This window comes from Amycolatopsis halotolerans, assembly GCF_042647905.1.
Lineage (GTDB): Bacteria > Actinomycetota > Actinomycetes > Mycobacteriales > Pseudonocardiaceae > Amycolatopsis > Amycolatopsis halotolerans.
The window spans coordinates 61367-86241 of sequence record NZ_JBHRWI010000052.1; the positions used below are offsets into that span (position 1 = coordinate 61367).

Here is a 24875-nt window from a genome sequence, read left to right on the forward strand (position 1 = left end):
GGCCTGTCCTGAACTGACCTCGGGTGCCCCGGCTGGCAGATTCCTCGTCGAGGCACCCGGAGTCGAAACCTCGCCTGAGTTCGAGGTGAATGCTTCTGTTTCTGTTGGCGGTCAGGCGGCTTTGTCTGATGCGACGGCCGAATGAGCTCAAGCACCGACTGGGTGCGACGTCGTTGTCAAGGCGGTCACCGCGATCATGGGCACCTCGTCCGATACCGAATCATCATGGCCGGCAATGGCGATTATGCTTGCCGGAACCCTGCCGGTTCCGGGTATCTTCACCGGGGTCCACGCTCACCTCAGGAGTGATCCATGACCAGCGTCCGTTCGGCATTGGGCTTGCTGTGCGACCTGATCAGCGAGCCTCCGGCCCGGTTGACTCGTGAACAGGAAGCAAAAGTTCAGGAGATCGTCGCGCTCGCTCGAGCGGGCGAGCCGATCCGCCCCCGGGTCAACGCACTGCTCTTGGAACTGGACCTTCGGCCGCCGGACGGTTATCGCGGCGCCAGACTCCTGGGTGCGGTCGGCGGGCATCCGGTGCCGCAGTCGTTCGCTTGCCCGACGAGCGAGTGCGTCCGGCGGTGGACGCGTCGGCCCGGCGAAGATCCGCCCCTGTGCGTCGTGAGCGGACGGCTCCTCGAAGAAACAGGTGGCGGGTGAGCGGATTCTTCGCGGAACTGGGCAAGCAGCTCGCCGACAGGTGGCTGAAGCTGCTCGTGCTGCCCGGATTGCTCTTCGTCGCGGTGGTGCTGGCCGGGACGACGCTGGGGCAGCGGCACGCGTTCGATTTGCCGCAGACCGCGCGGCAGGCCGAAAAGCTGACCACCGCATCGCATAACGTCACTGCCGCGGCGTTGCTGATCGCCGGTGTCTTGGTTGCCTCCGGCGCGGCTGGGCTGTTGGCGAATGTGCTCGCCGCCGCCGCAGATCGAGCCTGGCTGGGTACTTGGCCCCGCCCGTTGGGCTGGGTGGCGTCCTGGCGGGTGAAGAAGCGGCGGAAGCGCTGGAGCAGCCTTTCCGCGGAGATCGACCGTGCCGAGGATCCCGTGCCGTTGATGGTCAAACGCGCGGGCTACGCATACGCGGCACCGCGACGGCCCACGTGGATGGGCGACCGGTTGTGCGGGGTCGACGCGGTGGTGTACCAGGAATACCGTCTCGATCTGGACGTCGCGTGGCCACGGTTCTGGCTGCTGTTCCCGGCGGAGGTCAAGGCCGAACTCGTCGCGGCCCGGGCGGCGTACGACCGCGCCGCGGCGCTGGGCGGATGGGGGATGCTCTACTGCGGGGCGGGAATCGTGTGGTGGCCGGCCGCGGTGGCGGGATTGCTCACGTTCTGCACCGGGTGGATCCAGGCGCGCGACCGCGTCGACCAGTACGCGGCTCTGGCCGAGGCCGCGGTCGACCTGTACATCGTGCAGCTCGCGGAATCCCTGCCGGACAGTCCGCAGAACGGCGGATTCCACCACGATCTGGGTGCTCCCATCACAAAGCTGTTGCGCAAAGGCGGCTGAGTCAATGAAACAGGAGGGGGAGGCGGACTCCGGGAACGGTGATTCCGCGCGCGCCGAGTTCGAACGAGCGGTGGAGCTTGCCGCGGCGGGCGGACCAATAGACCGCTCTTCGGTGATTGACGCCGGGGAGAAACTCGTCGGAGCGCTCCCCCCGGACCATCCGGACCGGATCTTTCCCTCCTATCTGGTGGGCATCGCTTATCTCGACCGATTCGACAGCGCGGAAAACGGCGGTGCGGCGGCGGACCGGGAGCGCGCGATCACTCTGCTCCGCGAAGTGCGAGCCAGGATTCCCCGGCAGGAACCGGAAAGCGCGTTGCCCGCGTTATGGCTCGGGCTGGCGCTCTCGCACCGGATTCTGCGGGATCCGGAAGGACCCGCGCCCGAGCTTTCCGAGTCGATCGACGCCTTGACAGACGGACTTGGCCAGCCGGACGAGGCCGGGCCGGATGCCGTCCGGCTGGCGAATTACCGGCTCGGCCTGCTGCACGCCATGCGGTTTCTCGTCGCCGGAGGAGAGCCCGGCGATCACGGCGAAGCTGTCCGGAGACTGACGTCGGCCGTCGAGGACCCGGTCACCGATCCACCGGTCGCCGACGCGATCAGGGTGATGCTCGCCCAGCTCGAACTCGGCAGGGCGAGGCCGCCGGAGCTGCGCACGGGCCTGGACGGCATCACCGGCGACGTCGTCGAGCGAGTCCGGGAGAACCGTCTCGGCTTGGCCGATCCCGACGCCGTTCGCAGCGCGCTCCGGCATCTCGACGCGGTTTCCGGGGCGGGCGCGGGCCAGGAACCGCTGGCGAACATCTCCGGCGTTCTCCGCACTTTCACGAAACTGGCGGGGAATCCGGATCCGGCCGCGCTGTCACCGGAAGAACTGAGAACCGTGACCGCGGTCCTCGACGAAGCACAGCGGGACACCGAGCCTGGCTCGGCCGAAGCAGGCACGATAGCCGCGTTCCGGGCAGCAGTCGAAGCTCAGCGGCTGCGGTTGCCCGGGCAGACCGGGGATCATGGGCACCTCGTCGAGGAGGTTCTCGGCGCGCTGGCCGCACTTGGCGATCATCCGCTGCGCTCGCTCGTGCGGGACCTGCTGGGGGAGGTGGCGAGCCCGCCGGGCGAATCAGCCCGGTCCGGTCTCTCCGTCGGTATTGAGCAGCTGGAACGCGCGCTCGCTGAACTGGACGGCCACCCCGCCCGGGTGCGCACGCTTTCCCGCCTCACGGTGACCGCGCTCGTGCGCGCCGCCGACGAAAAGTCCGCTGCGTCGCTGGAACGAATACACGAGCTGCTGCGCGGCAGCATGAACCGGCCCGGTGCGACGGAGACCGAGAACGGGATTCTTCCGCTGCTCCTCAGCTGGACGGAGGCCTTCCAGGGCATGCTCCGCGGCGATGCCGGGCAGCTGGGCGCCGCGATGACGCTCGTGAAGGAAGCGTCCCGGAAGCTGCCGGAAGACCACGAGCTGCAGAGCCTGCTGGGGCCGCTTCTCGGCGCGTTGCTGACACAGCGCTACGCGATCACGGACAATCTGGAGGACCTCGAGGAGGCAGGCCGTCTGCCGCGGATGCCAAGGCGCGAGGACGCCGGACCCGCGACGACCGGCAAGCCGATCGATGCGGCCCACGCGATGGCGCGGGTGGCGAGCCTGATTCCCGTGCTGGTGCGGACGGCAGGGGCGCCATCCGACCGGTGGGACGACGAAGTGATCGCCGAACTGGAAGCCGCGCTAGCCGAGATTCCGGAGGACCAGCTGCGGCTCTCGGGTTTCGACCGGATGCGGTCCTTGATGAGCCTGGCTCGCGAGGCGTTCGGGCAGCCCGGCGCCGGACCGGCGACGGCGCGACGGCTGGCTGCCTTGCGCGCAGCGGGTTCGGCACTCGCGGACCCGCCCGCGGACGGCGAGAAATCCTTGCTGGACTGGGACAGCGAGACCGGCACGGCTCTGCTCGGCCTGGGGTGCCTGACCGGCGACATCCGCCGGATCGACCGGGGCATCGACCTCCTGACGGAACAGTGCGCCCGGCCGTCGGAGACAGCGCATGAACGAGTCGCTGAACTCAGTGCGCTCGGCGGCGGCTTCCGCGTGCGGCATCTGCTCCGGCGGCAGCCGCGGGATCTCGACAACGCCGTCGTCCGATTCGAACAGGCACGCCTGCTGGCCCTCCGCCAGCCCGGGCTGCCCGGCACCGCGGCGGTGCTGAACCAGCTGGGCGAGTGCTATTCCGCCAGGGGAGACCGGAACCGGCGCGACCCCGCTCGTGCCGTCTCCGCCGGGCTTGCCGGGCTCTCGGCCCGGATGCGGGAGGTCCTGGTTCAGACCGGAGCCCGGCGCGCCCTCGAGATCGCCCGGCGGGCAGACGGCGAGGCCGCGCAAGTCGCTCGCTGGTGCGTCTCCGCCGGCGACTACGAATCGGCGGTACGGGCATTGGAACTGGGCCGGGCCATGGTGCTCCGCTCGGCGACTGCCGACGCGGACGCGCCCGCGCTCTTGCGCGACAACGGTTTCGCGGATCTCGCGGCGCGCTGGGAGGAGCAGATGGACAGCGTGCCGAAGCGGGTGCGGCCGGACGATGCCGAACGACCGTTGGATCTTGCCGATGCCCGTATTCCCAGCACTTTGCGGCGTGACGTCGTGGTCGCGATCGAGGGGACCAGCACCGAGCGGCAGTTGCTGTCGCCGCCCGCGGTCGCCGAGATCGCGGCCTCGCTGCGGCTGGCGGAGGCGGCCGCATTCGCATATCTGGTGCCGAGCAGCGATGACACCGCGGGCTTCGCGGTGATCGTGACCGCTGAGGGCGAAGCGAGCGAGCTTCGGCTGCCTGGGCGGAACCTCGGTGAAGCGGCAGAAATCGAGGCGTTCGAGCAAGTCCAGCGGGACGCTCACCGGGTTGACCCGCAGACGCCCGAAGGGGTGGCCGCCACGGCTCGCTGGGAGCAGTCGGCCGCGGCCCTGTGCGATTGGGCCTGGACGGCGGTGATGGAACCGGTGCTGGGACGGATCGCGCGAGCTCGGCAGGCACGGCCGGTCCGGCTCGTGCTCGCACCGGTCGGACGGCTCGGCGTGGTGCCGTGGCACGCTGCCCGCCGAAAGGTCACCGGTGGCGTTCGCTACGTTTGCCAGGACGCCATCGTCTCGTACGCGGCTTCGGCGCGGCAATTCGTGGACGTGACCCAGCGCGGCTGCCGGAAGTGGCCGGAGGCTCCGGTGCTGGCCGAGGCCGCGGAGGCGGAATCGGCCGGAGGGGTGCTGTTCTGGGCCGAAGAGGAGATAGCCGAACTCAACGAGCACTACTATCCGGGCGCGGTGCTGCTGCAGGGGCCTGACGCGACTCCGGAAGCGGTGCGGGGCCAGCTGCCGCGGCAAGGGGAGGCCGGTGCGTCGATGCTGCACCTGAGCTGCCACGCGTACCGGGCCGACCCTCCGATCGATTCCTATCTGGTCCTCGACGGCGACCGGCGGCTGCACGTGCGGGACGTGCTCAGCCAGGCAGCTGCCCGCCCGGCGGATTCGCCGGGCGCGCTGGTCGTGCTCGCTGCCTGCGCGAGCGACCTGACCGAAACCGCGCACGACGAAGCGCTGACGCTGGCCACCGCGTTCCTCGCCGGGGGAGCCGCGGGGGTGGTGGGCGCGCGCTGGCCGGTCAGGGATCGGACGACCGCGCTGTTCATGATCATGTTCCACCACTACCTGAATTCGGGATACCCCAGCCCGGCCGTCGCGCTCCGCGCGACCCAGCTGTGGATGCTAGATCCGGACCGGCGGTTGCCCCCGGGCGTCGGCGGGCTGCTCGCAGGCGAGGTCGCAGCCACTCCGCTCGCGGCGATCGGCAGCTGGGCCGCGTTCGCTTACCAAGGCAGTTGATCCCCATACGGAAGGTGTGCTCATGCCCGCGGAAACGACCTACGGCATCGACCTCGGCACGACGCATTCCTGCGTGGCCTGGGTGGATTCCGCGGGCAAAGCCGTGATCGGGCGGAATTGCCTCGGGGAGGACACCACTCCTTCGGTGGTCTACTTCGACGCGCCGGAACAGGTCACGGTGGGAACCTCGGCCAAGAACTCCGCTGTTCTCGCACCGCATCTGGTCGCGCAGCTGACCAAGCGGATGATCGGCAAACAGGATGTCGCGGGCACCTACCACGGCAAGGAATACTCGCCGGAGGAGATCGCCGCTCTGATCCTGCGCGAACTGGTGCGCTCGGTCCACGAGACGACTGGACGCACCGTTCGCGACGTGGTGATCACCGTGCCCGCCTACTTCGGCATCTCGGAGAAGGAAGCCACCCGGCGGGCAGGGGAAATCGCTGGCCTGACCGTGCTCGACGTGCTCGCGGAGCCCGTCGCGGCCGCGTTGAACTACCAGGCGCTCGACTCCGCGACCGGCGTTCGCCACCTGCTGGTATGCGACCTCGGCGGCGGCACCTACGACACCACGGTGATCCGCCTGGACGGCGACGACGTCCGGGTGTTGTGCACCGACGGCGACGGCAGGCTGGGCGGAGCCGACTGGGACGAGCGGATCGAGGCGTATCTGCTGTCCCGGTTCACCGACGAGAACCCGAAGCTGGACCCCACTCGCGACGAACCGTTCTTGCAGGACCTCGCGAGCACGGCCGAACAGCTGAAGAAGGATCTCAGCAAGGTCGAGAGCCGGCGGACGGCCCTGCACTTCGCGAGTGCGGCGGTCCGGGTGGAGCTGACCAGGGCGAAGCTGGAGGAGCTCACCGCCGACCTGCTCGACCGGGTCGTCGACATCACCGCGAACACTGTCGCCGCGGCGAAACGCCAAGGAGTGGACCAGTTCGACGACGTTGTGCTGGTCGGCGGGATGTCGAAGATGCCTGCCGTCGCGCAGCGGCTGCAACAGCGGCTGGGCCTGCGGGCCAGGCATCAGGAACCGGACCTCGCGGTCGCGAAGGGCGCTGCGCTGTACGCGCTTCTGCACCAGGTCAAGCAGGGAACCAGTGCCAACCGGGTGGGCGATCAGCTGGGAATGAGCCAGGACCGGGTCGCGGCGCTGGCCGCCAAGCGCGTCACTGCCGTGGTGCCCAGGGCGTTCGGGGTGAAAGCGGTCGACGTGCGCGATCCGCTGGCGATGACCGATCCCCTGCACGCCCGCCAGATGATCGTCCACCTTCTGCCCGCGAACACCCCGCTCCCCGCGGACACCGGGCCGTACCCGTTCGCGGTGGCCGTGGACAACCAGCGCATGGTCGAGATCGAGGTGTGGGAGCAAACGAGCCAGGACGAATCGGACGAGGTGTCCGACAACGTCCGGATCGGCAGGGGATTGCTGCGCAATTTGCCGCCGAGGCCGGCGGGTTCGCCGTTCGAGGTCACTTTTTTCATGTCCGAGACCGGGAAGCTCACCGTGCACGCCGAAGAAACGTCCTCCGGCGCGGAGGTGCGGTTCGATCTGCAGATCGGCAATATGAGCAGGCAGGAACTGGCTGCCGCGCGCACCGGCATCTCCCGGCACGACGTTCGAGGCTGAGCGGAGCGCGGCCCCGGCAAGCGGACGGCACCGCGACGGGAGCCCCGGTGCCCTCACCGGGGAGCCCGTCGATCAGGCCGGTTTCCAGTTCAGTCCCGACCAGCCGCTGTGGAAGCCGCGGATCACCGCGAGCACGCCCTCCCAGAGCTGAGGGGCGGTTTCGACCAGCACGACGGCGAACCCGCCCAGCAGAGCCAGGACGACCAGGATCAGGACTCCGCGGTAGACCCGGTAGGAGTGCGGCAGGTCTTTCCGTGTGGTCATCCGGTTTTCTCCTGTTCCTTCTCAACCGGCTCTTGCGAGGTGCGGCCTTCGTGCGACGGAAGCCCGGCGGAGGCGGAGCCGGACCACAGCCGGAACCCGGCGCCGGACACGAGCCAGCCGAACGGGCCTGCGGGCGAACGCGGGTCGCCGGCTTGGATCCCGGACAGCGAAGCCACCGCGAAGTAGCGCACTTCGCCGAAGTCCCGTTCCGCGGACAACACGAGGTTGTCCAGACCCGCTTCGACCAGCCACTCCCGGACGCGTCCCGGCGCGAGATCCCTGGCCGGAGCCGAACCGGCGAGCAGATCGGTTTTGACGACGACGACCGCGAGCCGCTGTTTGCCGGTGGCCACCCCATAGTCGCGCAGTCGTTGCGAGGTCACGCGGTACACCCGTTCCGGCTCTTCCGCCGCGGGGCTCGCCATGGCGATGAGTTTTTCCGACTCCCCGCCGCTGAGTTGATCGCGCACCCGGGGGACGGAGAACGGATCGATCACCAGCACCAGACCCTGTGCGTGGTCGAGAAACTCCAGCGCGGTGTTGTCCTCGCGATCGGCGTAGTACTCGCCTGCCGCGTCGAACAGGTGCAGCAAGGCGCGGCGCCGGCCGTTAACGAGATTCGCCGTGATCGCGTGCGGCAGTTCGCCCGTCGGCGTTTTGGTGGTGTCCCCGCCCGCCCCGATCAGCGCCACTGCGTGGTCGAACGTCTGGCGGCTTTCGGGGTCGGCGAATTCCAGCGCCCCGCCGTCCGCTGCGACTCCGTCGCGGAGCGCGAGCAAACCGGTGTAGACGAGCCGGGTCTTCCCTGCCGAAACCGGGCCGAACACCGGCAACCGGATGTCCGAGACCACGGCGGCTCCGTCTCGCAGCGGCTCGCGGCACCGTCGGCACCGCGGCGTGCCTTGGCTGGCGGCGCGTACCACGGCGGTCGGCAGCCGGGTGCCGCAACCGCAGCGCCGCCACAGGCCGCCCAGCCGGCCCGGCCGGACATCCCAGTGCAGCCGCTCGCACACCGGGCAGGCGAAGGCGGGCAACGTGTTCACGTGGTAGCACGCTTGGCAGCCGGCATCCGCGTTCCGCACCTTCCGCAGCAGCTGATCGCCGGTCCGCAGGACCACGACGGGAATCGACCAGCAGACCCAGAGCGCGAACAGCACCAGCCCGCCGGTTCCGACGATCGCGGCCGTCGCCGCCAGCGCGCCAGTGCTGGCGGCGAGCCAGACCGGCGCCCCGAAAAGGAGCACCGCGATGCGGGCGGGCCAGCCGCGAGCCGTGATCCGCCGGATCCACCGCCAGCCCTGGGCCAGCACCCGGAGGTTCGTGCGCCAGACCTGGGCGAGGTCGACCTTGGCCTGTGCGGAGAAATAGGAGGGCCAGGCCCAGTCCCTGCCGAATGGTTCGGCGGCACGAGGTTTCGGCAGTTTCCCGTCGCGGCCGGCCTTGACGAGGTCGGGCGTGATCGTCTCGGGAGGCTCGCGGTGGCCGGTGAGCGTCAGCAAGGCGATCGCCGCGGCCATCAGCGCGCCCGCGACCACTGCCCAGGGCACGAGGATGCACAGTGCGGGCAGGATCAGCCACATCAGCGCCGCGGCAGCGGCCCAGACCGCGAAGTACAACGCGCACAAGCCGAACACGAGTCCGATCACAAGCGGCACCGCTCACCTGTCCTTGTTCCGGCGGTTTCTCCGCCAGCCCGCCGATTTGTTCTTGCCGGTCGCGGCAGCGCCGGCGCTGACGAACTTCTGCCAGTCCAGTGCGCCTCGCTCATCGGCATCCTTCAGCACCCGCTCGATCCGTTGCACGTCTTCCTTGCTCGCGCTCCCGACCCACCGTCGCAGCTCGCGTTCGATGTGCGAGACAAGGACATCGGCGAGCTCGGCAGTGGTGGCAGTCAGGTACGCGAGCGCGAGCGCTCTGTCCACTGTGGATCCGGGGGTGGCCGGGCCGGCCCATCGGCGCGGCAGCTCGCGGACGAGCACCGCGGGCAGCGCTTTGGCGTTCAGCTTCACCAGCCGGGCGGCGTCGGCGAGTTGCGGGACGGAAATCAGCGCATCGGCGACCTCGGCCCCGCGTGCGGCGAGCACGGTTTCGGACACCGAAGAAAGCACGAGGGGATCCGATGTCCGGCCCGCGGTGACTGAACCCAGCCAGGCCCTGACCGTTCCGTCCTGCCGGGCGAGATCGGCGAGCCGGTCGTCGGCGGGGAACGCCTGGTGCCAGTGCACTGTCGCCACGAGATCGAGGACCTCCGCCGACGGGCGTGCTCCGCAAAGTTCCGTCAGCGCGTCCACGGTGTTCTCGGCCCACCAGCCCCCGAGCCCGCCGCCCGGGAGAGTCTCCAGGTAGGCGGCGAGTTCTCCGGCCGTCGGCTGGCTGTTCGAGAACAACGCTCGCCACATCAAGCCGCCACGTTGTGCCGGCGGGGCGTTTCGCAGGGCAGCCAGCACGTAGCCGACCGTTTCGCGGCGCACCTCGGGGTTGCCGCCCGCGATCGCGGCCGCCGTGACCGCGGCGTCCATCAACGTCGACGGGTCGGTGGCGGTGCGAAGCAAGATCCGCCACCAGTGCAGGCGAATGTCCTCGAACACCCGCTCGCTGCCGGGCTGGCTGACCCGTGCGGCCAGCTCGTCGCGCAACAGATCGGTCAGGTGGTTGCCGCAGGGCCAGGCAGCCGGATCCACCGGCTCGGCCGGACGGTCGGCCCACCAGCGCACGAAGCGGTGCGCACTGTCGAGGAACCGGCCGATTCGCGGCTGCGCACCGAACTGCGCGGCGAGCCTGAGCACAGCGTCCATTTGTTCCGGCGCGGCCGTGTGCGCCGCTCTCTCGGCAAGCGCTTCGAGCTGATCGGGTTCCGCCGCGACCGGGGTCCCGGTGACGTGCTCCAGCTCCGCGGCGAGCCGGGCGCGCAGCACTCGCTTGGCGAGTTCCCCTGTCACGCCGTGCTTTTCGGCCGCGCGATGCATAACGCGGACCGTGTCGAGACCTGGCCGGGAGGCCAGCACCTCGTCGGCGATCGGCTGCACGACCTCGTCGGCGAGCGGAACCGGCTGGCTGTCCAGCCAGCTCGCCAGCTCGCCGGCCTGGCGCGGGCCCACGGGTTTGCCGCCGAGCACGAGCACGGCGGCGGCTAGCCGGTCCGCTTCCGAGGGCCGGGCCCGTTTCGCGGCAAACCGCTGAGCCAGCTCTATCGCGTCGATGGTGTCGTACGGATCGCCCTCCAGAAACCTCGGCACCCAGTACCTGGCGCCTTCGGTCGGCTCGACGGCCGAGTGCCGGCCGGCGGTCAGATTGAACACGGCGAACCCGCTGTCCCGGTCCGGGTCGCCGAGGGCCCCGGCCCAGTCGTCGTGCACTCCGAGCACGTCATGGCTGCTGTGCGCCGGGCTGGTCGCGAACACGCGGAACCCCACCCGCAGCGCCCGGGACTGGGGGAGCAGCACTGTTCCCGCGGCGATCCAGCCGAGCACGTCCCCGGGATCGGTTGCGACGAACAGCACGCGCTGCCCGTCCGGCTCGTGGATCCGGTCGATGGCGGAATGCACGGCGAGCAGCCACTCCTCGCCGTCGTCCTGGCCCAGCACCCACTCTCGCAAGGCGTCGATTCCCCACGGCCCGGCTTCCGGATCCGCGTCGATCTGCTCGCATTCCGTGCTGGGGGCGGGTTTTTCCGCCCACCACCTCGCGCCCCACAGCTGGGCCGGCCGGGTCAGCCCGTACTTCTCTGGGTCCGTCGTCGCGATCGCGTGGGTGAACTGGTTTCCTTCCCTCGCGCCGTTGGCTTCGGCACCGAGGTAGCGGCCCCGCGCCGTCGCGTAGACGCCGTCGAACACGTGCGTCAGCGACGGCGGGTAGTCGGTGACGCTCCGGCGCGCCCGCATCCATGCCACTGGTGCCTCGTACAGCGAGGTCCGCTGGACGAGCGACATGGTCTCGGCGGAGACGCCCGGCGACACCGCCTGGAACTGGAATCCGGCGCCCCCGCGCAAGCCTTGGCCGGGTACGCAATCGGTGTAGTACAGGGAATCGAACCCCGGCCCGGTCACGAGTTGCTCCGCTCGATGACCCTGAACAGCCCGAGCAGCCACAGCAACGGCTCGTCCGCGCGGAAGGGCCGGACGCCGCGAGAGTCGACCCGGTTGCGCGCGTAATCGGGTTCCGCGCCCAGCGACGACACCGCGAAATAGCGGTGCTTCTTGTAGTTCGAGCGGAGGTGGGCGTCAATGTCGTCGGCGCCCAGATCAGCCAGCAGCGCACGCAGGTGCTCGTCGGTGTCCCGGCCGTGCCCTTCGTCGTAGCTCGGCCCCGGGTCCGGGCTCCGCAGCAGCGGATGTCCGTCGCCGAGCGCCGGGAAGAAGGCGTCGAACTTCGAGAACACCACCGCGACCGGAGTGGCGATCTTGCGCCGGGAGGCGACACCCTGGCTGGTGCGCAACAGCTGGGTGATCCGCGTCAGCACGTTGATCGGCGGCTCGGAGTCCTTCCGGCTGGCGTCCGGCACCGAGATCCGGTCGAGCGATCCCTTGAGCTGGAACGGATCGAGCAGCACGATCAGCCCGTCGGCCGCGGCGAGGTATGCCTGCGCGTTGACGAAATCCTGGGTGGTCATGTCTTCGCCCGCCGCGTCGTAGAACGACAGGGTCGTGGTGTGGTAAGTCTCCCGGCCGAGACTGCGCCTCGGCTGACGCCATTGCATCACCAGGGGAACCTTCAGCCCGTCCGCCGAGCTGGCTGTCGACTCGAAGAGCCTGCGGTCCTCGAACAGTGCCTGCTCGTAGCCGGCGAGCCAGTCGGTGATCGACCCGGTACCGCCCTGCTGATCGCCCGTGAAGCAGACGTCCGCGGCGAAGCGGCTGCGAATATTGTGCATGAGCTCGTGCGCGAGCACGGTGGTGTACACGGTCTTCCCGGCGTTCTTCCCGCCGACCATTCCGATCAGCGGGCTGCGTCCGTCGGCGAAATTGGCGGGCAACGGCGTCCGGCAGATCTGACAGGCGCGAATGCCGGAGGCAACGCCGCAGTCGGGGCACGGGGCCATGCGTGCGGGGAGCGGGTTTCGCGAGTCCGGCGGTGGGAACGTCGGCAGCGCGGCCGAACCGTACCCGGTGAGCCGTTTCCGGTCCTGGTCGACCACACGCTTGCACCGGTCGCGCCCCGGCGCGGCTCGGCCGGTGCATTGGAATCGGAGCTTGCCGAGGTTGATCCGGTGATAGCAGTAAGGACAAGCCGCTGTGGACATCAGGACACCTTCATCTGCTTTGTGGAAGGATCGACGAGACGGACGCCGTCCGTTTCGACGAAGCAGCGCACCCAGTACGGTTTGCGCAGGCGAGGAAGTTCGGCGGTCAGCTCGACGGGGTCCCCCGGCCGCAGGTTTCGTTCACCGCGGAGCAGTTCGAGACCGTCGGCGGGCCGTCGCGGCATGACCGGCCCCTGCAGCGCCACGACCACCACCGCGCACCGCGGGACCTCCTGGTCCGCGGTCAGCCGGATCCGGACTGTGCCCCCGCCGAGCATCGGCCGGCGGGAGAAGGCCACGGAATAGCTCACTGTCAGCGGATTTCCGGGAATGGTCAGCCCGACTTCGCGCGAAACGCATTCACCGCCTTCGGCCAGCACCTTGGCCCGGACGCCGACCAGCACGCGGCCCTGCCCGCAGCGGATCCGGCATCCGCCGTCCGCGTGGTACTGCTGCCGGGTCAGGTCCCGCTGCCCGGATTCCTGCTCGGTCTGCCAGCAGACCTCCGCGACGCCGGCCTGGCCGGGCCATTCCCAGGCAAGCAGAACGTCGTCACCGAATCGCTGGCAACGCAGGCCGGTGACGGGAGAGGCGGTCCCCAGCGTCTCGCTGTGCCCGCGGATCGCGCCGTCCGGGCCGAGGGTGAACGGGACATAATGAAATTTCCCCGGCGGTGCGCTTGCGGTCAGCGTGTGCCAGCCGCCTGCCTCCGCCATGCTCCCGAGCACTTGCTCGCCATAGCCGTCGAGCTCGCTGGCCGGCACCACCTCGCCGAAATCCCAAGGGCACGGCGAAACGGCGCGGCGGACGACGATTTCCGCATCCGGCTGCACTTTCCAGCACAGCTCGATCCGCGGACCGCGGTCGTCTTCGATCGCGTTCAGTTTCAAGGCCCGCACCGGGAGCGGACGCCGGGTCGCGCCGACCCGCGCCCGGACCGGCTTCGACGATGCCGCGGAGCCGTCGGCACGGCGGTACCGCGCAACGAAGGTGTAGGTCTGCTCGCTGTCGTCGCCCGCGGGCTGGTCCCGGAACCGGGTGCGGTCGATCGTGCGGATCTCGGTGCCGTCGTCTCGGCGGACCGCCACGTCGACCGCGTCGGGATGAACGGTCCACTGGCCCTCGACCACGCCGTCGGTGAAGTCGAGCCGGACCTCGGCGACGCCGGGGACTGCCTCTGCCGTCACTCCGGTCGGACGGGACCAGGCGCCGCTCTCGACCGCGGCGAACACCGCGTACCCCAACGGTGTGCTCGCCGGAGCCTCCGAATCCACGCACACCGTGCTGGCTGTGCTGGTCGCGATGACGATCCCGTCAGCCGCGTCGGACGGGATCCGGCCCTCCTTGCGAACCACGTGGTAGCGCGTGGCTTCGTCGTGGCTGGGCGCGGGTCTCCAGGAAACCCGGACGGTGATGCCTTCCTCTTGCGCGGACACCTCGAGCACCGGAACCGGCGGGATCTGGCGCAGCTCGGCGTGGAGCTGGTCGTCGTCCGAGGAAAGCGCCAACGCCTCGCGCAGCCGATCGGCAGCCCCTGCCTCGTCTCTTTCGCGTGACGCGAGCCGGGAGGCCGCGACCAGGTCTCGTACTTTGACGAGCTGTCGGTCCACCAGCTCGGCCGCCGCGGCGGCGTCGTCCGCGCCGGGGATCGCCGCGAGGGTCCGCTGCGCGGTGTTCAAACGGCCCTGCGCGAGCAGAGCCCGGACGGACGCGAGACTCCCGGCTGGCGTGTGTGCGGACTCGTTGAGCACTCCGAACACGAGGAGTTTGGCCTCATCGGCTTCGAGCTTCGCCTGCAGCAACGGTTTCAGCAGGGTCCTGGGCGGCACCCGGAGACCGTGCTGCCGGCGCAGGTCGTCCAGCACATGGAACAACGCCAGCTGCCGCAGGTCGACGCCGTTTTTCGCGGCACTGCTGAGAATCGCGAGAGCTTGCCGCGCACCCTCGTTCCCGGCTCTCTTGTTCTCGCGTTCGGCCGCCCGGGTCACAGCCGAGACCGAAAGATCCGGTGCGGCTTTCGGGTCGAGCAGCCGGAACGGCGCGGGCTCACCGCTCACCAGGTCCACGACTCCGTGCTTCTCCGCGTTGAGGAGGTGATCTCGCAGAGACCGGTAAGTGGCGTCGACGAGCCCGCTCGTCACGGGCAACTCGGGCGGGACACAACGCCGGATGTGTGCTTTCGTGAGCGCTTCGCCGACTTCACCGGGAGACAACGACGCGGCAGCGGCGGAAGCCATCGCGTCGAGCTGCTTCTGCTCGATCAGGCCGAGCTCGCCGAAGTTCGAGCGCAAGTCCTCGGCGAAGTCCTCGACCCGGCCGGTTCGCCGCCGTGCCCGGGACGCGGCGTAGGTCCGCCACCATTCGATCCGCGTCAGGCCGGTGCCGTGTTCCCGCTGGAGCTGGTCGTCCGCCTTGCGCAATTCCTGGTAGACCTGCCGGGCGAAGCCGACGCCGCCGAGGCCCTTGTTCCACTTGGACCGGACTTCCCGCAGCCGCTGCGCGACCTCCTGATCCGACATCGCGAGATCGATCGCGTACCGCTCGAGCAGGTCGTCCGGCAGGCCTTGGCGCAAGCGCCCCTTCAGCGGTTTGACGACCGAATCCTCGTAGGCTTTGGCGTCGAATGGCTCCGCCATGTCAGCTCGAAACGGTCAGCGCCGATACCGCGTTCGCTGCCTCCTCGACCTGCTGGTCGGACAGCACGCTGACCCGGACCTGGATGTCGAGCGACTTGCCGGTGGTGGTTTCGACGGCCTTGACCGTCAGCAGGCCCTCGTCGTCCACCGTCATCGTCATGTGCACCGGCGACCTCACGGGCAGCGGGGGAAGGCCGCCGATCGTGCCCTTGCCGTCGTTCAGCAGTTTGTTCTCGGCCATCTCCTCGCCCGCGACGGCCCCGGACTGTTCGTAGAGCTCGATCTCGATCTGCCGCTGTCCTTCCTTCACGGTGTACGCGTCCAGTTCGCGCTCGCCGGTCGGCAGCGGATCGTTGGCGTGCACCAGATGGTGGACGTAGAACCGTTTCGGCTTGTTCTCCCAGTCTGGATCGTCGACGTCCTGCAGCTTGACGCCGAACGCTTTCGGAAGGACGTTGCGGGTCTCCTTGGCGGCGAGACCGGCCAGCGTTCCGGCCGAAATGCCTGTCCTCGTCTCCAGGTCGCTCACCGCCTCGGCGGCCTTGGCGTCGGCCTCGGCGCCAGAGGTTGCCTGCGCGCGTGCCGCAGCCTGTTCCTTGTGGACGACCCGGCCGAGCGCGTAGAGCGCCGCGCCTTTGGCGACCGCCAGGTGCGGATCGTGCAGTTTCGGCTCCCAGCCGAATTCGGCGCGCAGGCGCTCGGCGACGGCAGGCATGTTCGTCGAGCCTCCCACCAGCAGCACTTCGTCGATCTCCGCGTCGGGAGCTTTCTTCTCCAGCGTGGCCAAGGTGCGCCGGACGATGTCGATGCTCTTGTCCAGCAGATCCTTGGTCATCTCTTCGAATTGCCCGCGGGTGACGTCGATGCGCGCGCTCGCCCCGGCTCCGCGCAGCGCCACCGGCCGGGACTCCACAGTGGACAGTTGCTTCTTGGTCGTCTCGGCGAGAGTGACCAGCGACTGGAGGAACTCCTCGTCGTCTTCCGGATCGGTGCCGGGCGGGACCTGCTCAGTGAACGAGGCGAGCAGGTGATCGCGCAGCCGGGCATCCCAGTCGGCTCCGCCGAGCCGGTCGTCGCCGTCGGTGCAGACGACCTCGATCTCGTTCTGGGACACCCGGATGACCGTGGTGTCGAAGGTACCGCCGCCGAGGTCGTAGACGAGAACGGTCTTGTCCTCCGCGCCCGTCGTGGCTTCGTAGTGCAGCGCGGCGGCGACGGGCTCCGGCACGATGCCGATCACGTCGAGCCCGGCGATCTTGCCCGCGTTCTTGGTGGCGTCGCGCTCCAGCATGCCGAAGTAAGCGGGGACGGTGATGACGACCTTGGAGACTTCGCCGCCGCTGTAAGCGGTTCCGTCCTGGGCGAGTTGCTTGAGAATCAGCGCGGAGATGGACTCGGGCGTGTAGGGCTTGCCGTCGAAGTCGAAGACGTCCGTCCTGCCCATTGCCCGCTTGATCAGCGCTACCACCCGATCGGGCTGGGTGACCGCGGATTCCTTGGCCACCGACCCGACGACCACATTGGATTCGTTCTCGAAGTAGACCACCGAGGGGATGGTCTCGAGATTGTCCGTGTTGCGGCACACGGTGGTCCGGCCGCTCTCGTCTACGTAGGCGATGGCAGAGTAGGTCGTGCCGAGGTCGATGCCGAAGACCCGAAGGCTCTCCTCATGCATCCGTGCTTCCTTCCGGTTGATGCTCGTCCGCCGGTTCCGTCCAGCGCCGGACGTGGACCCTCGCCGCGGCGAGGATTCTCTCCGTGCGGATGTCCTGGTAGCCGTCCGCCACAATCTCGGCGATCGTTCCGTCCTCGTCGGCATGGACGGCCTCGACGGCTTTGATCGCCTTGTGCTCGCGTGCTGAGAACGCTGCCCCGATCTCCGGGCGGACCGGCACGATACCGCAGCGTTCCAGCGCGAGCTCCGCGGTCAGCGCGAACGATTCCAGCAGTCCCGCGATCTGGTCGCGGCCGACGTCCGGCGGCAGCGTGCGCGACTGGCGGAGCAGGTCGGTGCGCAGATTCTGCAGGTCGGTGACGACCGGGCGCAGCACGATTTCCTGCTCTCCGGCACGAAGCCGCTGTACTTCGGCGTGCAACTGGTCGATCACCCGCTCTCTCGCTTCGGCGCGCGCGTGGTGGGCCTGGACCTGTTCGGTGAGGGCGCGAACGGCACCGGTCAGCTCCGTCAGCTCAGCCGCGCGGCCGCTCTCGCTGTCCGGGGCTTCTTCCGCGGTTTCGGCCTCCGCCGTGTCACCCACAAGCGACTCCTCGGTTTGTTTCGCGAATGGAATATTCCACCTTTGTCCGCTGGCTGCGGGCGGCGTGGATACGGTACTCGACCAGATCCTGTGCGTCCGGCTATCCGCCTTATTGCTCCGCAACTGCTCTTTTCCGGTAAATGGAGGCCAATTGCTACCTGCCGCGGTTGCGGTTGTGGTATCGGCGCACCCTCGTTTGGAAGTGCCGGCCGATGGGTACCGGAAGGCCCGGGGCGGGTTCACGTGGCCCGAAATGCCTGCTCGTGGCCCAATGTTGCCAGTGAGGACACAGGGATGGCGGTTAGTGAGGGCGGTTCGCCGGCGTGCGTATTCGACTAACTGCGACTGTCGTCAGTACTCGCCGGTAACTGCGGTGCTCCTCTCGCTCCGCAGCGTCGAGGCCGCCGGTCATTGGCGCTCTCGTATCTTGGCCGGACGACTGCCTGCCGACTGTCAACAGTTTGTTGGCACACCGCCAATGAATTGCTGAGTTTCCTCGACCTGCCAATCTGTCATGTGACCTCGCATTTCCGCGACAGTCCGATCCATTGCGCCGCCGAGTGTCGCGTGGTATTCCGTACGTAGGGGCCGAATGGGAAACGACCAGCTACATGTCGGGGCAGACCTCGGGTCAGGATCGCTGACACGCGCACACCTCACCGCTGGCGGGTCCCGGGCGCCTCGTCAGCAGGTTGGGGCAACTATGCGTATCTAGTCGGACCTGTTTGCGGTGTTCCGTCCCCGCGGGGGTGGCCGACGGAACATAAAAGCAGGGGTGGCTCCACTCTGTAGCGAGAGGGCAACGAGCGTGGTGAGGGCTCGTTCTCACTTGTCTCTCCGGTAGCAGCCGTCCCCGGCAACAGCACGATCCGATGATCGGACGCATGTACTGGACCGGCGCGCGTGCAACGGGTTCGTCAGCCAGTCCGTACGCCATTGCAACCAAGCTTCAGCGCGATGGTTGTGCGCCAGCGCGGACTCGTCAAAGCCGGTCGCTGACGATCGCGGCTTCCGCGGTGCTACGACGCGTAGTCGTCAAAGTCCGTGACATTGACGTTGGGGACTACGTCGAACGCAAGCTGTGAGAGTCGTGCTGACGGGACTTAACGTGCGGGCTGCGTGATCCAGGAGTGATAGCCGTTTGACCCGGGGTGAACCAGCCGCCGACGTGATCCAGCGCCTCGATGACGATAAGCGCGTTATCGGGGGCACCGAGAAGATCTACCAGGTCATCCAGTTGCGGATCACGGAACCCGTCAGTTGCCTGTACGCAGCATCAAGGAGACCACGCACACCGCTCAGCAGTCTCTCGGGCGGGCTCTGAGTACGAGTGGAGCGTGTCCGAGAATGCTGCCCAGTCCGCTGCTCTCTCTGCGGGCATGGACGGCGATATCCGGGCAAGCTCGTCCTGGGGCGGATCTCGTGGTCACAACGGCGAGATGTCAGGCCCGCATCGCAGCGGGATCCGGTGGAAGAAAAGGCGAGGCCAGATGGCTCAGCGGTCCGGAGGCCGTGCAACGGCGCTCATCCGTGAGTCCGCGGCCGGTCCTCGCCCTCGGGCAGATGCGCGGGCACCTAGGGCTGAATCGCGGTGGGTCTACGCGAACAGGATTCCGGGATTCTCGATCTCGAACCGGAGTCCGGCGCGACCGCGCGGGGCGAGAACCTCAGTGCCAAGCTGGATGTAGCTTGCGCACGCCGGCCCAGACGGGGATCGGCGAGCTCGATTTCCGCACGGTTGCACCTATCCGGACGGACACTCAATAGACGGGGCCGAGCGCAGTCGTTCGTCCCGTCGAAGGTCGTGAGCGGAGGTGGCGCTGTAACGTTTACCGGCTCGTCCGCGACCTGCTGACCGATCGATTCGTCGGCGGCGAGGAAGGCTTCGCGATGAGCGATACGGACAGGGCAGAGCTTCCCGACCCTGAGTGGCGGTCCTATGTGGACGAGGAGCAGCAGGAAGAGTTCGAGCTTCCTGACCCGTTCGCCACGCCGCCGCCAGACCCGAACTCCCAGGGTTGAGGGCAGGGCTCGAGAATGCCGCCGAGCACCGCGGCTGGACTGGTGTTTCTCGTCGCGGCCCTTTCACCGGGCCTGGTCTACCACCGGATGCTCGCGCGCTTCTTGCCGAGGGACAGCCGGAGCGCAGTAGGCGAGGTCGTCGAAATGGCGACGGCGGGCGCGTTGACTTCGGCTGTAGCCGTGGTTCTCGTTCTTGTTGCGGGACAGGTGTTTCCGGGTCTTGTGTCGCTTGACGACCTTGTGACAGGTCCTGCGACGCTGCGGCCGAAGGCGTGGGGTGTGGTCGCTTCGGCGCTGTTCGTGCTGCTGCTCAGCCTTGCATTGGCGCTCGCCGGTGGGCGGCTGTGGGTTCGGCTGGCAGGGAAGCAGCAATCGCGGATTCACGAAGGCGTCGTGTGGTCCGCGGTGTTGGCTGCGAAACGGGACGGCCTGCCGGTTTTCCTCGCCGTGGAAGTCGACGACGGAAGGCTGATCGAGGGGTTGTTCCGGTCGGTCTCGGTGGACGGCGACCCCGCGCGGGACGCGGTCGTCCTGCAACGCCCGATCGCGGTGACAGGCCCCGGTGACAACCCCCGGTCGGCGCGAGAGCAGGACTTCGTGCTGATTCCGCGATCGATCGTGAAAGCCGTTCATGGCAAGTACGTTCCGCGCACCGCACGAGAGAAGGGCGGCGATGGCTGATGTTCGACTCTACGTGGTGGATGTGGGCGATCCTGTTCTTCGTCATCGCCTACGCCGGTCAGGCGGTCTTCGAGCGATGGCTCGGTCCGAAGCTGGGGGTGCGGCCGTCGCCGGCCGACCTGGCCGCCTCGAAGCGTTTCCTTCTGGAACTGCAACGTTCGGACGGTCTGGTGCAACAAGGCGAGCTGGGGCAGGCGATGCTCATTCTCGACGAGTTGAACGGCCGGCCGGAAGCAAAGATCCCGGCGATGGGCGCCCAGGCCGAGTTCCATCGCGCCCGCGCCGCCCAAATGCTGCACCGCACGGATGTAGCGCTGCCGAGCGCGGTGAAGAGCGTCGAGTTCTTTCAAGAGGTCTACGCCACGCAGCACACCTCGTCGAATGCGGCCATGCTCGGAGAGGCGATGCTCCAACTCGCTCAGATCCGCCACGACCGCGAGGAGTATTCCCGTGCGATCGAGATGTTCGAGAAGGTGCGGGAGGTCAGCAAGCACGGCGCGTACCGGCAGACCATGCTGCGGGTCGAACTGGACTTGGCGAAGACGTATCTGGCTCTCGACCGCGATGCGCAGGCCGGGGAGCACGCCGGGGAAGCTCTGAAACTGGCTGAAAAATGGAAACTCCCGGCGTTCGTCGTCGAGGCGATGTACTACCAGGCTCTGGCGGCGGCGGGAGAGGAACGTCTGGACGACGTCCGGACGTTGCTCGACGGTGCGCACCAGCGCTTGCAACCAGACGCGAACGCGGCGCTCCGCGCCCGGTTGCTTTCGCTGCGTTTCGGGCTGGAACGCGAATTCGGCGATCCTCGCGAGCAACTCGCCGCGGGAGTCGAGCTGCTTCGGATGATCTGCGACCTCAAGGTCGGAAGAGGTTGGCGGCAGCACCAAGCGGAGCTCGTCGACGATCTGGCGGAGTTCGAGCACGGTACCTTGCAGGTCGGTGCGACCCTGGCAATGTCAGGCGACCGCGAAGCCACGCAGCAGTACGTGCAGGCACTGCGTATGTTGCGCGAGAGCGACATCGCGGAACTTCTCCGCTCCGGCCTGCTCGACGACCCGGACGGTACCGGCATCTCGCCGGTCGTGCGCGGCCTTCTGGAGCGCTTGTCCGACCTGGAGGATCCGGAATCGCCGAACGCGGTTTCGCCCGCCGCTGCGGCACCGGTCTACGAGAAGCTCGAGGTCGCGGTGTCGGGCCAGTTCCGGAACCTTGTGCAGAGACGCGATGCGCGGCGCCACGAGGTTGGCAGGACAGAGCATCACCTGATCCAGCTCCGGATAGTGGAGTTCGACGGAGTCACCACGCTCTTCGGCAGCTGGGAAGCTCCCGGAGCCGACCCGGTGCCCTACCGGCAGGACCTCACGGACCCGGTCGTGCGGGCGCTCGCCGACGTCACTGGCCGCTCCGACCGGCGACGGTCGGCTTCCGTGACACGGTCGGCAGACCCCGGTGTCCGCGCATCAACCAGCGGATGGCGGGAAAGCCGCCAATACGACGCACTGGCACACGACCGCGACTGGATCGCACTGACGTCGTCGGTGCTGCCGACCGGCCTGATCGACCTCTTGCGGGCGGTGCGGCCGAACGCGCCTGATGAAGAGATTCCGCTGATCACGTTCTCGACCGACAGTCTATTGTGGCCTGTGCCGTGGCCGGCGCTGCTGCTCGACGACGACGGAACCCGGATCGGCGACCGCGCCGCGGTGGCCTTGCTGCCGTCGTGTTCCTTGCTCGGCCAAGACGATCCGGATCCGCGGACGACCGCCGCGGCGAGCTATCTCCACGGCGTGGACGGCGACGGCCTGGCCCTCGAACGCCGCTCGCTCCAGGCGGCATGGCCTGAGGGTGTGCGGGAGATCGCTGACCCCGACGAGCTAGTGAAGTCGTTGGCCGACGGAGACGAGTTCGGCGTCCTGACCATGTCGGTCCACGGTGACAACCGTCCGGGCCTCGCGCACTCGCTGATTCTCGACCCGGCCCGTGCGAAACGGCTTTCCGCAGGACGGATGATGAGCATGCGGTTTCCGCGAACTGTCGTGGTGGGCGCTTGTTTCTCCGGTGATCTCGACCGCCGGGTCGGCACTGATCCCACCGGCATCCCGGCGGTCATGCTGTGCCGGGGAGCGTCGACGGTGATCGGTGGGATCTTCCCCTTGCCGGACGGTCCCCGCAGCGGCCACGCCACGGCGCACATTCTGAGCGCTCTCTATCGCGAGCTGGCCGAGGGCACGAGCGCGCCATGGGCACTGCGTCGGGCACAGCAGCGTTGGCGCGCGAAAGGCGACAGCAGCCCGGTCAGCTCGGCTGGTCTCACGGCCATCACCAACGGCAGCGTCCGACCGCGGAAGATGGCATCGGTGCCGCCGGACCGGGTTGCCGGTTGACTGTTCAGGAGCAGAGCTGCCGACACCTGTCGCGACCTGCCTGCAGCAGACAGCGTGCGTCCAGCCGTTGGTCGTCTGAAACGCCCTGGCCAGCGTTGCACGTCTGGACGCGCCGCTGAACTCAACGCCAGGATCGAAGCGAAGTACGCCGCTGCGCGTGCCAGAGACACGCGCGGCGGCACAACCTGCGGACGCCGTTCTGTGGGTCGGCGACGACGAGGATTGGGAGACTGCGCCGAGCAGAACCAGACGCTGGTGTACCCGGAGCCTGACTGCGGCATCGAGCTGGTCGCTGCTGGGAATCGCAAGTACCGGTGTAACCCGCGGTTCTTCCGGCCCAAGTCGCGATCCCGCAAGTGCCCCATTGGTCGGCGCGTACTGCTTCGCAGACGAGGCCGGCCGCGCCGCTGGCAGTGCACCGATCGCTGGCTTGGAGCCCGCCGCTAGTCCTGCTGCTGGGGCCTCGGTGTACGGGACTGGCCGTACGGCCTGGTGTTCCGCCCGCTCGGGGTCCGAGTGCCCGGGTCCGGCTGTTTGTCGATGACGGGGTGGGGATACTGGAGTGATGAGCGACCGGCCGGTGCACGGTGCCACCGTCAATTACGTGGCTGCTGACACGGGAGGGGACGTCGCCCAGTCCGGCGCTATTCACAGTGATGCGCACACGTACTCCCGGTCCCGCCCGGTCGTGTCTTTGCCGCACCGGGCGGGAGTTCCGCCGCAGCAGGCGACGGCGTTTCAGCACCGTCCGCGGACGACGCAGCTACTGGAACAAGTGCTGGGGCGTGGGGATGCTGCGGTGCTGGCCGGTAGCTCGTGGGTGCGTACCGGCGTTGTGTCGGGATTGGGCGGGGTAGGGAAGACTCAGGTGGCGCTGGATTACGCCGAGCGAGTGTGGCGCGGGGGCGAGGTGGGGTTGTGGGCGTGGATAACGGCGGGGTCGCGGGAGGCGATCGTCTCCAGTTACGCCCGCTTGGCTTCCGACCTGACCGGCATCGAGGACCCCGACCCCGAGCACGGTGCGCGGCGCCTGCTGGCATGGCTCGCCGCTACAGCGGAGCGGTGGCTCGTTGTGCTCGACGATGTGCAGAACCCGGCGGATCTGCGGGGCTTGTGGCCACCGGCAACCCCAACGGGGCGGGTGGTGGTGACCACGCGGCGCCGCGATGCCGCGCTGCGAGGGAACGGACGACACCTGATCGGGGTCGACACGTTCACCCCAGCAGAGGCCGAGGCGTACTTGCACGCCGCGCTGGCCGATCAGCCTGCTCTGCGAGACGGTGCCGTCAAGCTCGCAGCCGAGCTGGGACATTTGCCGTTGGCGCTGGCCCAGGCCGGGGCGTACATGCTGGATCGGGACCTGTCGTGCACTGACTACCTGGCACGCTGGACTGATCGGCGACGGAATTTGGAGTCGCTGTTTCCTGAGTTCGACGAGTTGCCTGACGAACACCGCGCCACCGTGGCCGCCACGTGGTCGTTGTCGGTGGAGCAGGCCAATCAGCTGGAACCGGCGGGCATAGCGGCGACCTTGCTGGAGGTGGCCAGCATGCTGGATCCCAACGGTATCCCCAGCGACGTGTTCACCGCTCCGCCGATCACCGACCTGCTCGTGCAGAGCACCGGGCGCAAGCTCGGTGCCGAGCAGGCACGCGACGGGTTGAGATGCTTGCACCGACTTAACCTCATCACCGTAACCCCAGGCACGGGGCAGCGGACAGTTCGAGTGCATGCGCTGGTGCAGCGCACCACTCGCGACGCACTGCCTGCCGAGCGGTTCGTAACGGTGGCACGCGCCGCGGCGGACACACTTCAGCGCATCTGGCCGGAAATCGAACGGGATGCCGCGCTGGGGCAGGTGCTGCGTGCCAACACCGACGCATTGGCCGATGCTGCCGGCGAACACCTCTGGGAACGCTACGGGCACGAAGTTCTGTTCTTAGCAGGCAACAGCCTCCGCGGGGCTGGGTTGGTTGCTGAGGCAAAAGACTACTTCCGCCGACTCCACATCACTGCCACCCAACATTTGCACCCCGACCACCCCGACACCCTGACCACCCTTGGAAACCTGGCCGCCTTGCGGGGGGAGGCGGGTGATCCGGCGGGTGCTGTTGCTGCGTTCGAGGAGTTGCTCGCTGACCGGTTGCGTGTGCTGGGACCTGACCATCCCGACACTCTGGGCACGCGCAACAATCTGGCTCGCTGGCGGGGCGAGTCGGGTGATCCGGCGGGCGCGGCATCCGCGTTCGAGAAGCTGCTGGCTGATACGTCGCGGGTGCTAGGCCGCGACCATCCCATCACGCTGACTGCCCGTAATAATTTGGCCGCCTTGCGGGGGGAGGCGGGTGATCCGGCGGGTGCTGTTGCTGCGTTCGAGGA

15 protein-coding genes are annotated in these 24875 nt (G+C 68.4%); 8 read left to right on the top strand and 7 right to left on the bottom strand.

Features of this window, described 5'->3' with window-relative positions; all coding sequences use genetic code 11:
- Positions 1-312 precede the first annotated feature (312 nt).
- Genes ACFORO_RS36190 through ACFORO_RS36205 form a run of 4 tightly spaced genes read left to right on the top strand, consistent with a single transcriptional unit; the run spans position 313 to position 7012 of the window.
- Complete coding sequence (locus ACFORO_RS36190) at positions 313-660, top strand: hypothetical protein (RefSeq protein WP_377871833.1); 348 nt, start codon at positions 313-315, stop codon at positions 658-660.
- The gene (locus tag ACFORO_RS36195) at positions 657-1514 is read left to right on the top strand and encodes a hypothetical protein (RefSeq protein WP_377871831.1); all 858 of its coding nucleotides are present in this window, start codon (positions 657-659) and stop codon (positions 1512-1514) included. Before ACFORO_RS36190 ends, ACFORO_RS36195 begins: the two co-directional genes overlap by 4 nt.
- A gap of 4 nt (positions 1515-1518) precedes the next feature.
- The gene (locus tag ACFORO_RS36200) at positions 1519-5379 is read left to right on the top strand and encodes a CHAT domain-containing protein (protein WP_377871830.1); all 3861 of its coding nucleotides are present in this window, start codon (positions 1519-1521) and stop codon (positions 5377-5379) included.
- 22 nt (positions 5380-5401) lie between these two features.
- Positions 5402-7012: an Hsp70 family protein gene (locus tag ACFORO_RS36205; RefSeq protein ID WP_377871829.1), complete on the top strand. Its 1611-nt coding sequence runs from the start codon at positions 5402-5404 to the stop codon at positions 7010-7012.
- Between the two features lie 72 nt (positions 7013-7084).
- Here the strand turns inward: ACFORO_RS36205 and ACFORO_RS36210 are convergent, their stop codons facing one another.
- From ACFORO_RS36210 to grpE, 7 genes are read right to left on the bottom strand one after another with little or no spacing between them, the layout of a single operon-like run.
- Positions 7085-7276, bottom strand: coding sequence for a hypothetical protein (locus ACFORO_RS36210; RefSeq protein WP_377871828.1), 192 nt, complete (start codon positions 7274-7276; stop codon positions 7085-7087).
- Positions 7273-8931 carry a TRAFAC clade GTPase domain-containing protein gene (locus ACFORO_RS36215; protein ID WP_377871827.1) on the bottom strand — a complete coding sequence of 553 codons (1659 nt, stop codon included), beginning with the start codon at positions 8929-8931 and terminating at the stop codon, positions 7273-7275. Before ACFORO_RS36215 ends, ACFORO_RS36210 begins: the two co-directional genes overlap by 4 nt.
- 3 nt (positions 8932-8934) lie before the next feature.
- Positions 8935-11322, bottom strand: coding sequence for a GTPase-associated protein 1-related protein (locus ACFORO_RS36220; RefSeq protein WP_377871826.1), 2388 nt, complete (start codon positions 11320-11322; stop codon positions 8935-8937).
- Complete coding sequence (locus ACFORO_RS36225) at positions 11319-12515, bottom strand: TRAFAC clade GTPase domain-containing protein (protein WP_377871825.1); 1197 nt, start codon at positions 12513-12515, stop codon at positions 11319-11321. The genes ACFORO_RS36220 and ACFORO_RS36225 overlap by 4 nt, the downstream gene beginning before the upstream one ends.
- The gene (locus tag ACFORO_RS36230; protein ID WP_377871823.1) at positions 12515-15151 is read right to left on the bottom strand and encodes a hypothetical protein; all 2637 of its coding nucleotides are present in this window, start codon (positions 15149-15151) and stop codon (positions 12515-12517) included. The genes ACFORO_RS36225 and ACFORO_RS36230 overlap by 1 nt, the downstream gene beginning before the upstream one ends.
- A 1-nt stretch (position 15152) precedes the next feature.
- Positions 15153-16826, bottom strand: coding sequence for an Hsp70 family protein (locus ACFORO_RS36235; protein WP_377871822.1), 1674 nt, complete (start codon positions 16824-16826; stop codon positions 15153-15155).
- Complete coding sequence (gene grpE, locus ACFORO_RS36240; RefSeq protein WP_377871821.1) at positions 16819-17409, bottom strand: nucleotide exchange factor GrpE; 591 nt, start codon at positions 17407-17409, stop codon at positions 16819-16821. The genes ACFORO_RS36235 and grpE overlap by 8 nt, the downstream gene beginning before the upstream one ends.
- A 1890-nt stretch (positions 17410-19299) precedes the next feature.
- Here grpE and ACFORO_RS36245 point away from each other — a divergent pair.
- The 4 genes from ACFORO_RS36245 to ACFORO_RS36260 all read left to right on the top strand — a co-directional run.
- A complete protein-coding gene (locus tag ACFORO_RS36245) occupies positions 19300-19431 on the top strand; it encodes a hypothetical protein (RefSeq protein ID WP_377871820.1) in 132 nt (43 codons plus the stop codon).
- A 15-nt stretch (positions 19432-19446) separates the two neighbouring features.
- Positions 19447-20112: a DUF6338 family protein gene (locus tag ACFORO_RS36250; protein WP_377871819.1), complete on the top strand. Its 666-nt coding sequence runs from the start codon at positions 19447-19449 to the stop codon at positions 20110-20112.
- Entirely contained in the window at positions 20112-22496 is a 2385-nt protein-coding gene (locus ACFORO_RS36255) for a CHAT domain-containing protein (RefSeq protein ID WP_377871818.1), read from the top strand. Before ACFORO_RS36250 ends, ACFORO_RS36255 begins: the two co-directional genes overlap by 1 nt.
- 565 nt (positions 22497-23061) lie before the next feature.
- The coding region (locus ACFORO_RS36260; RefSeq protein ID WP_377896718.1) for a tetratricopeptide repeat protein at positions 23062-24875 on the top strand (1814 nt) is incomplete at its 3' end.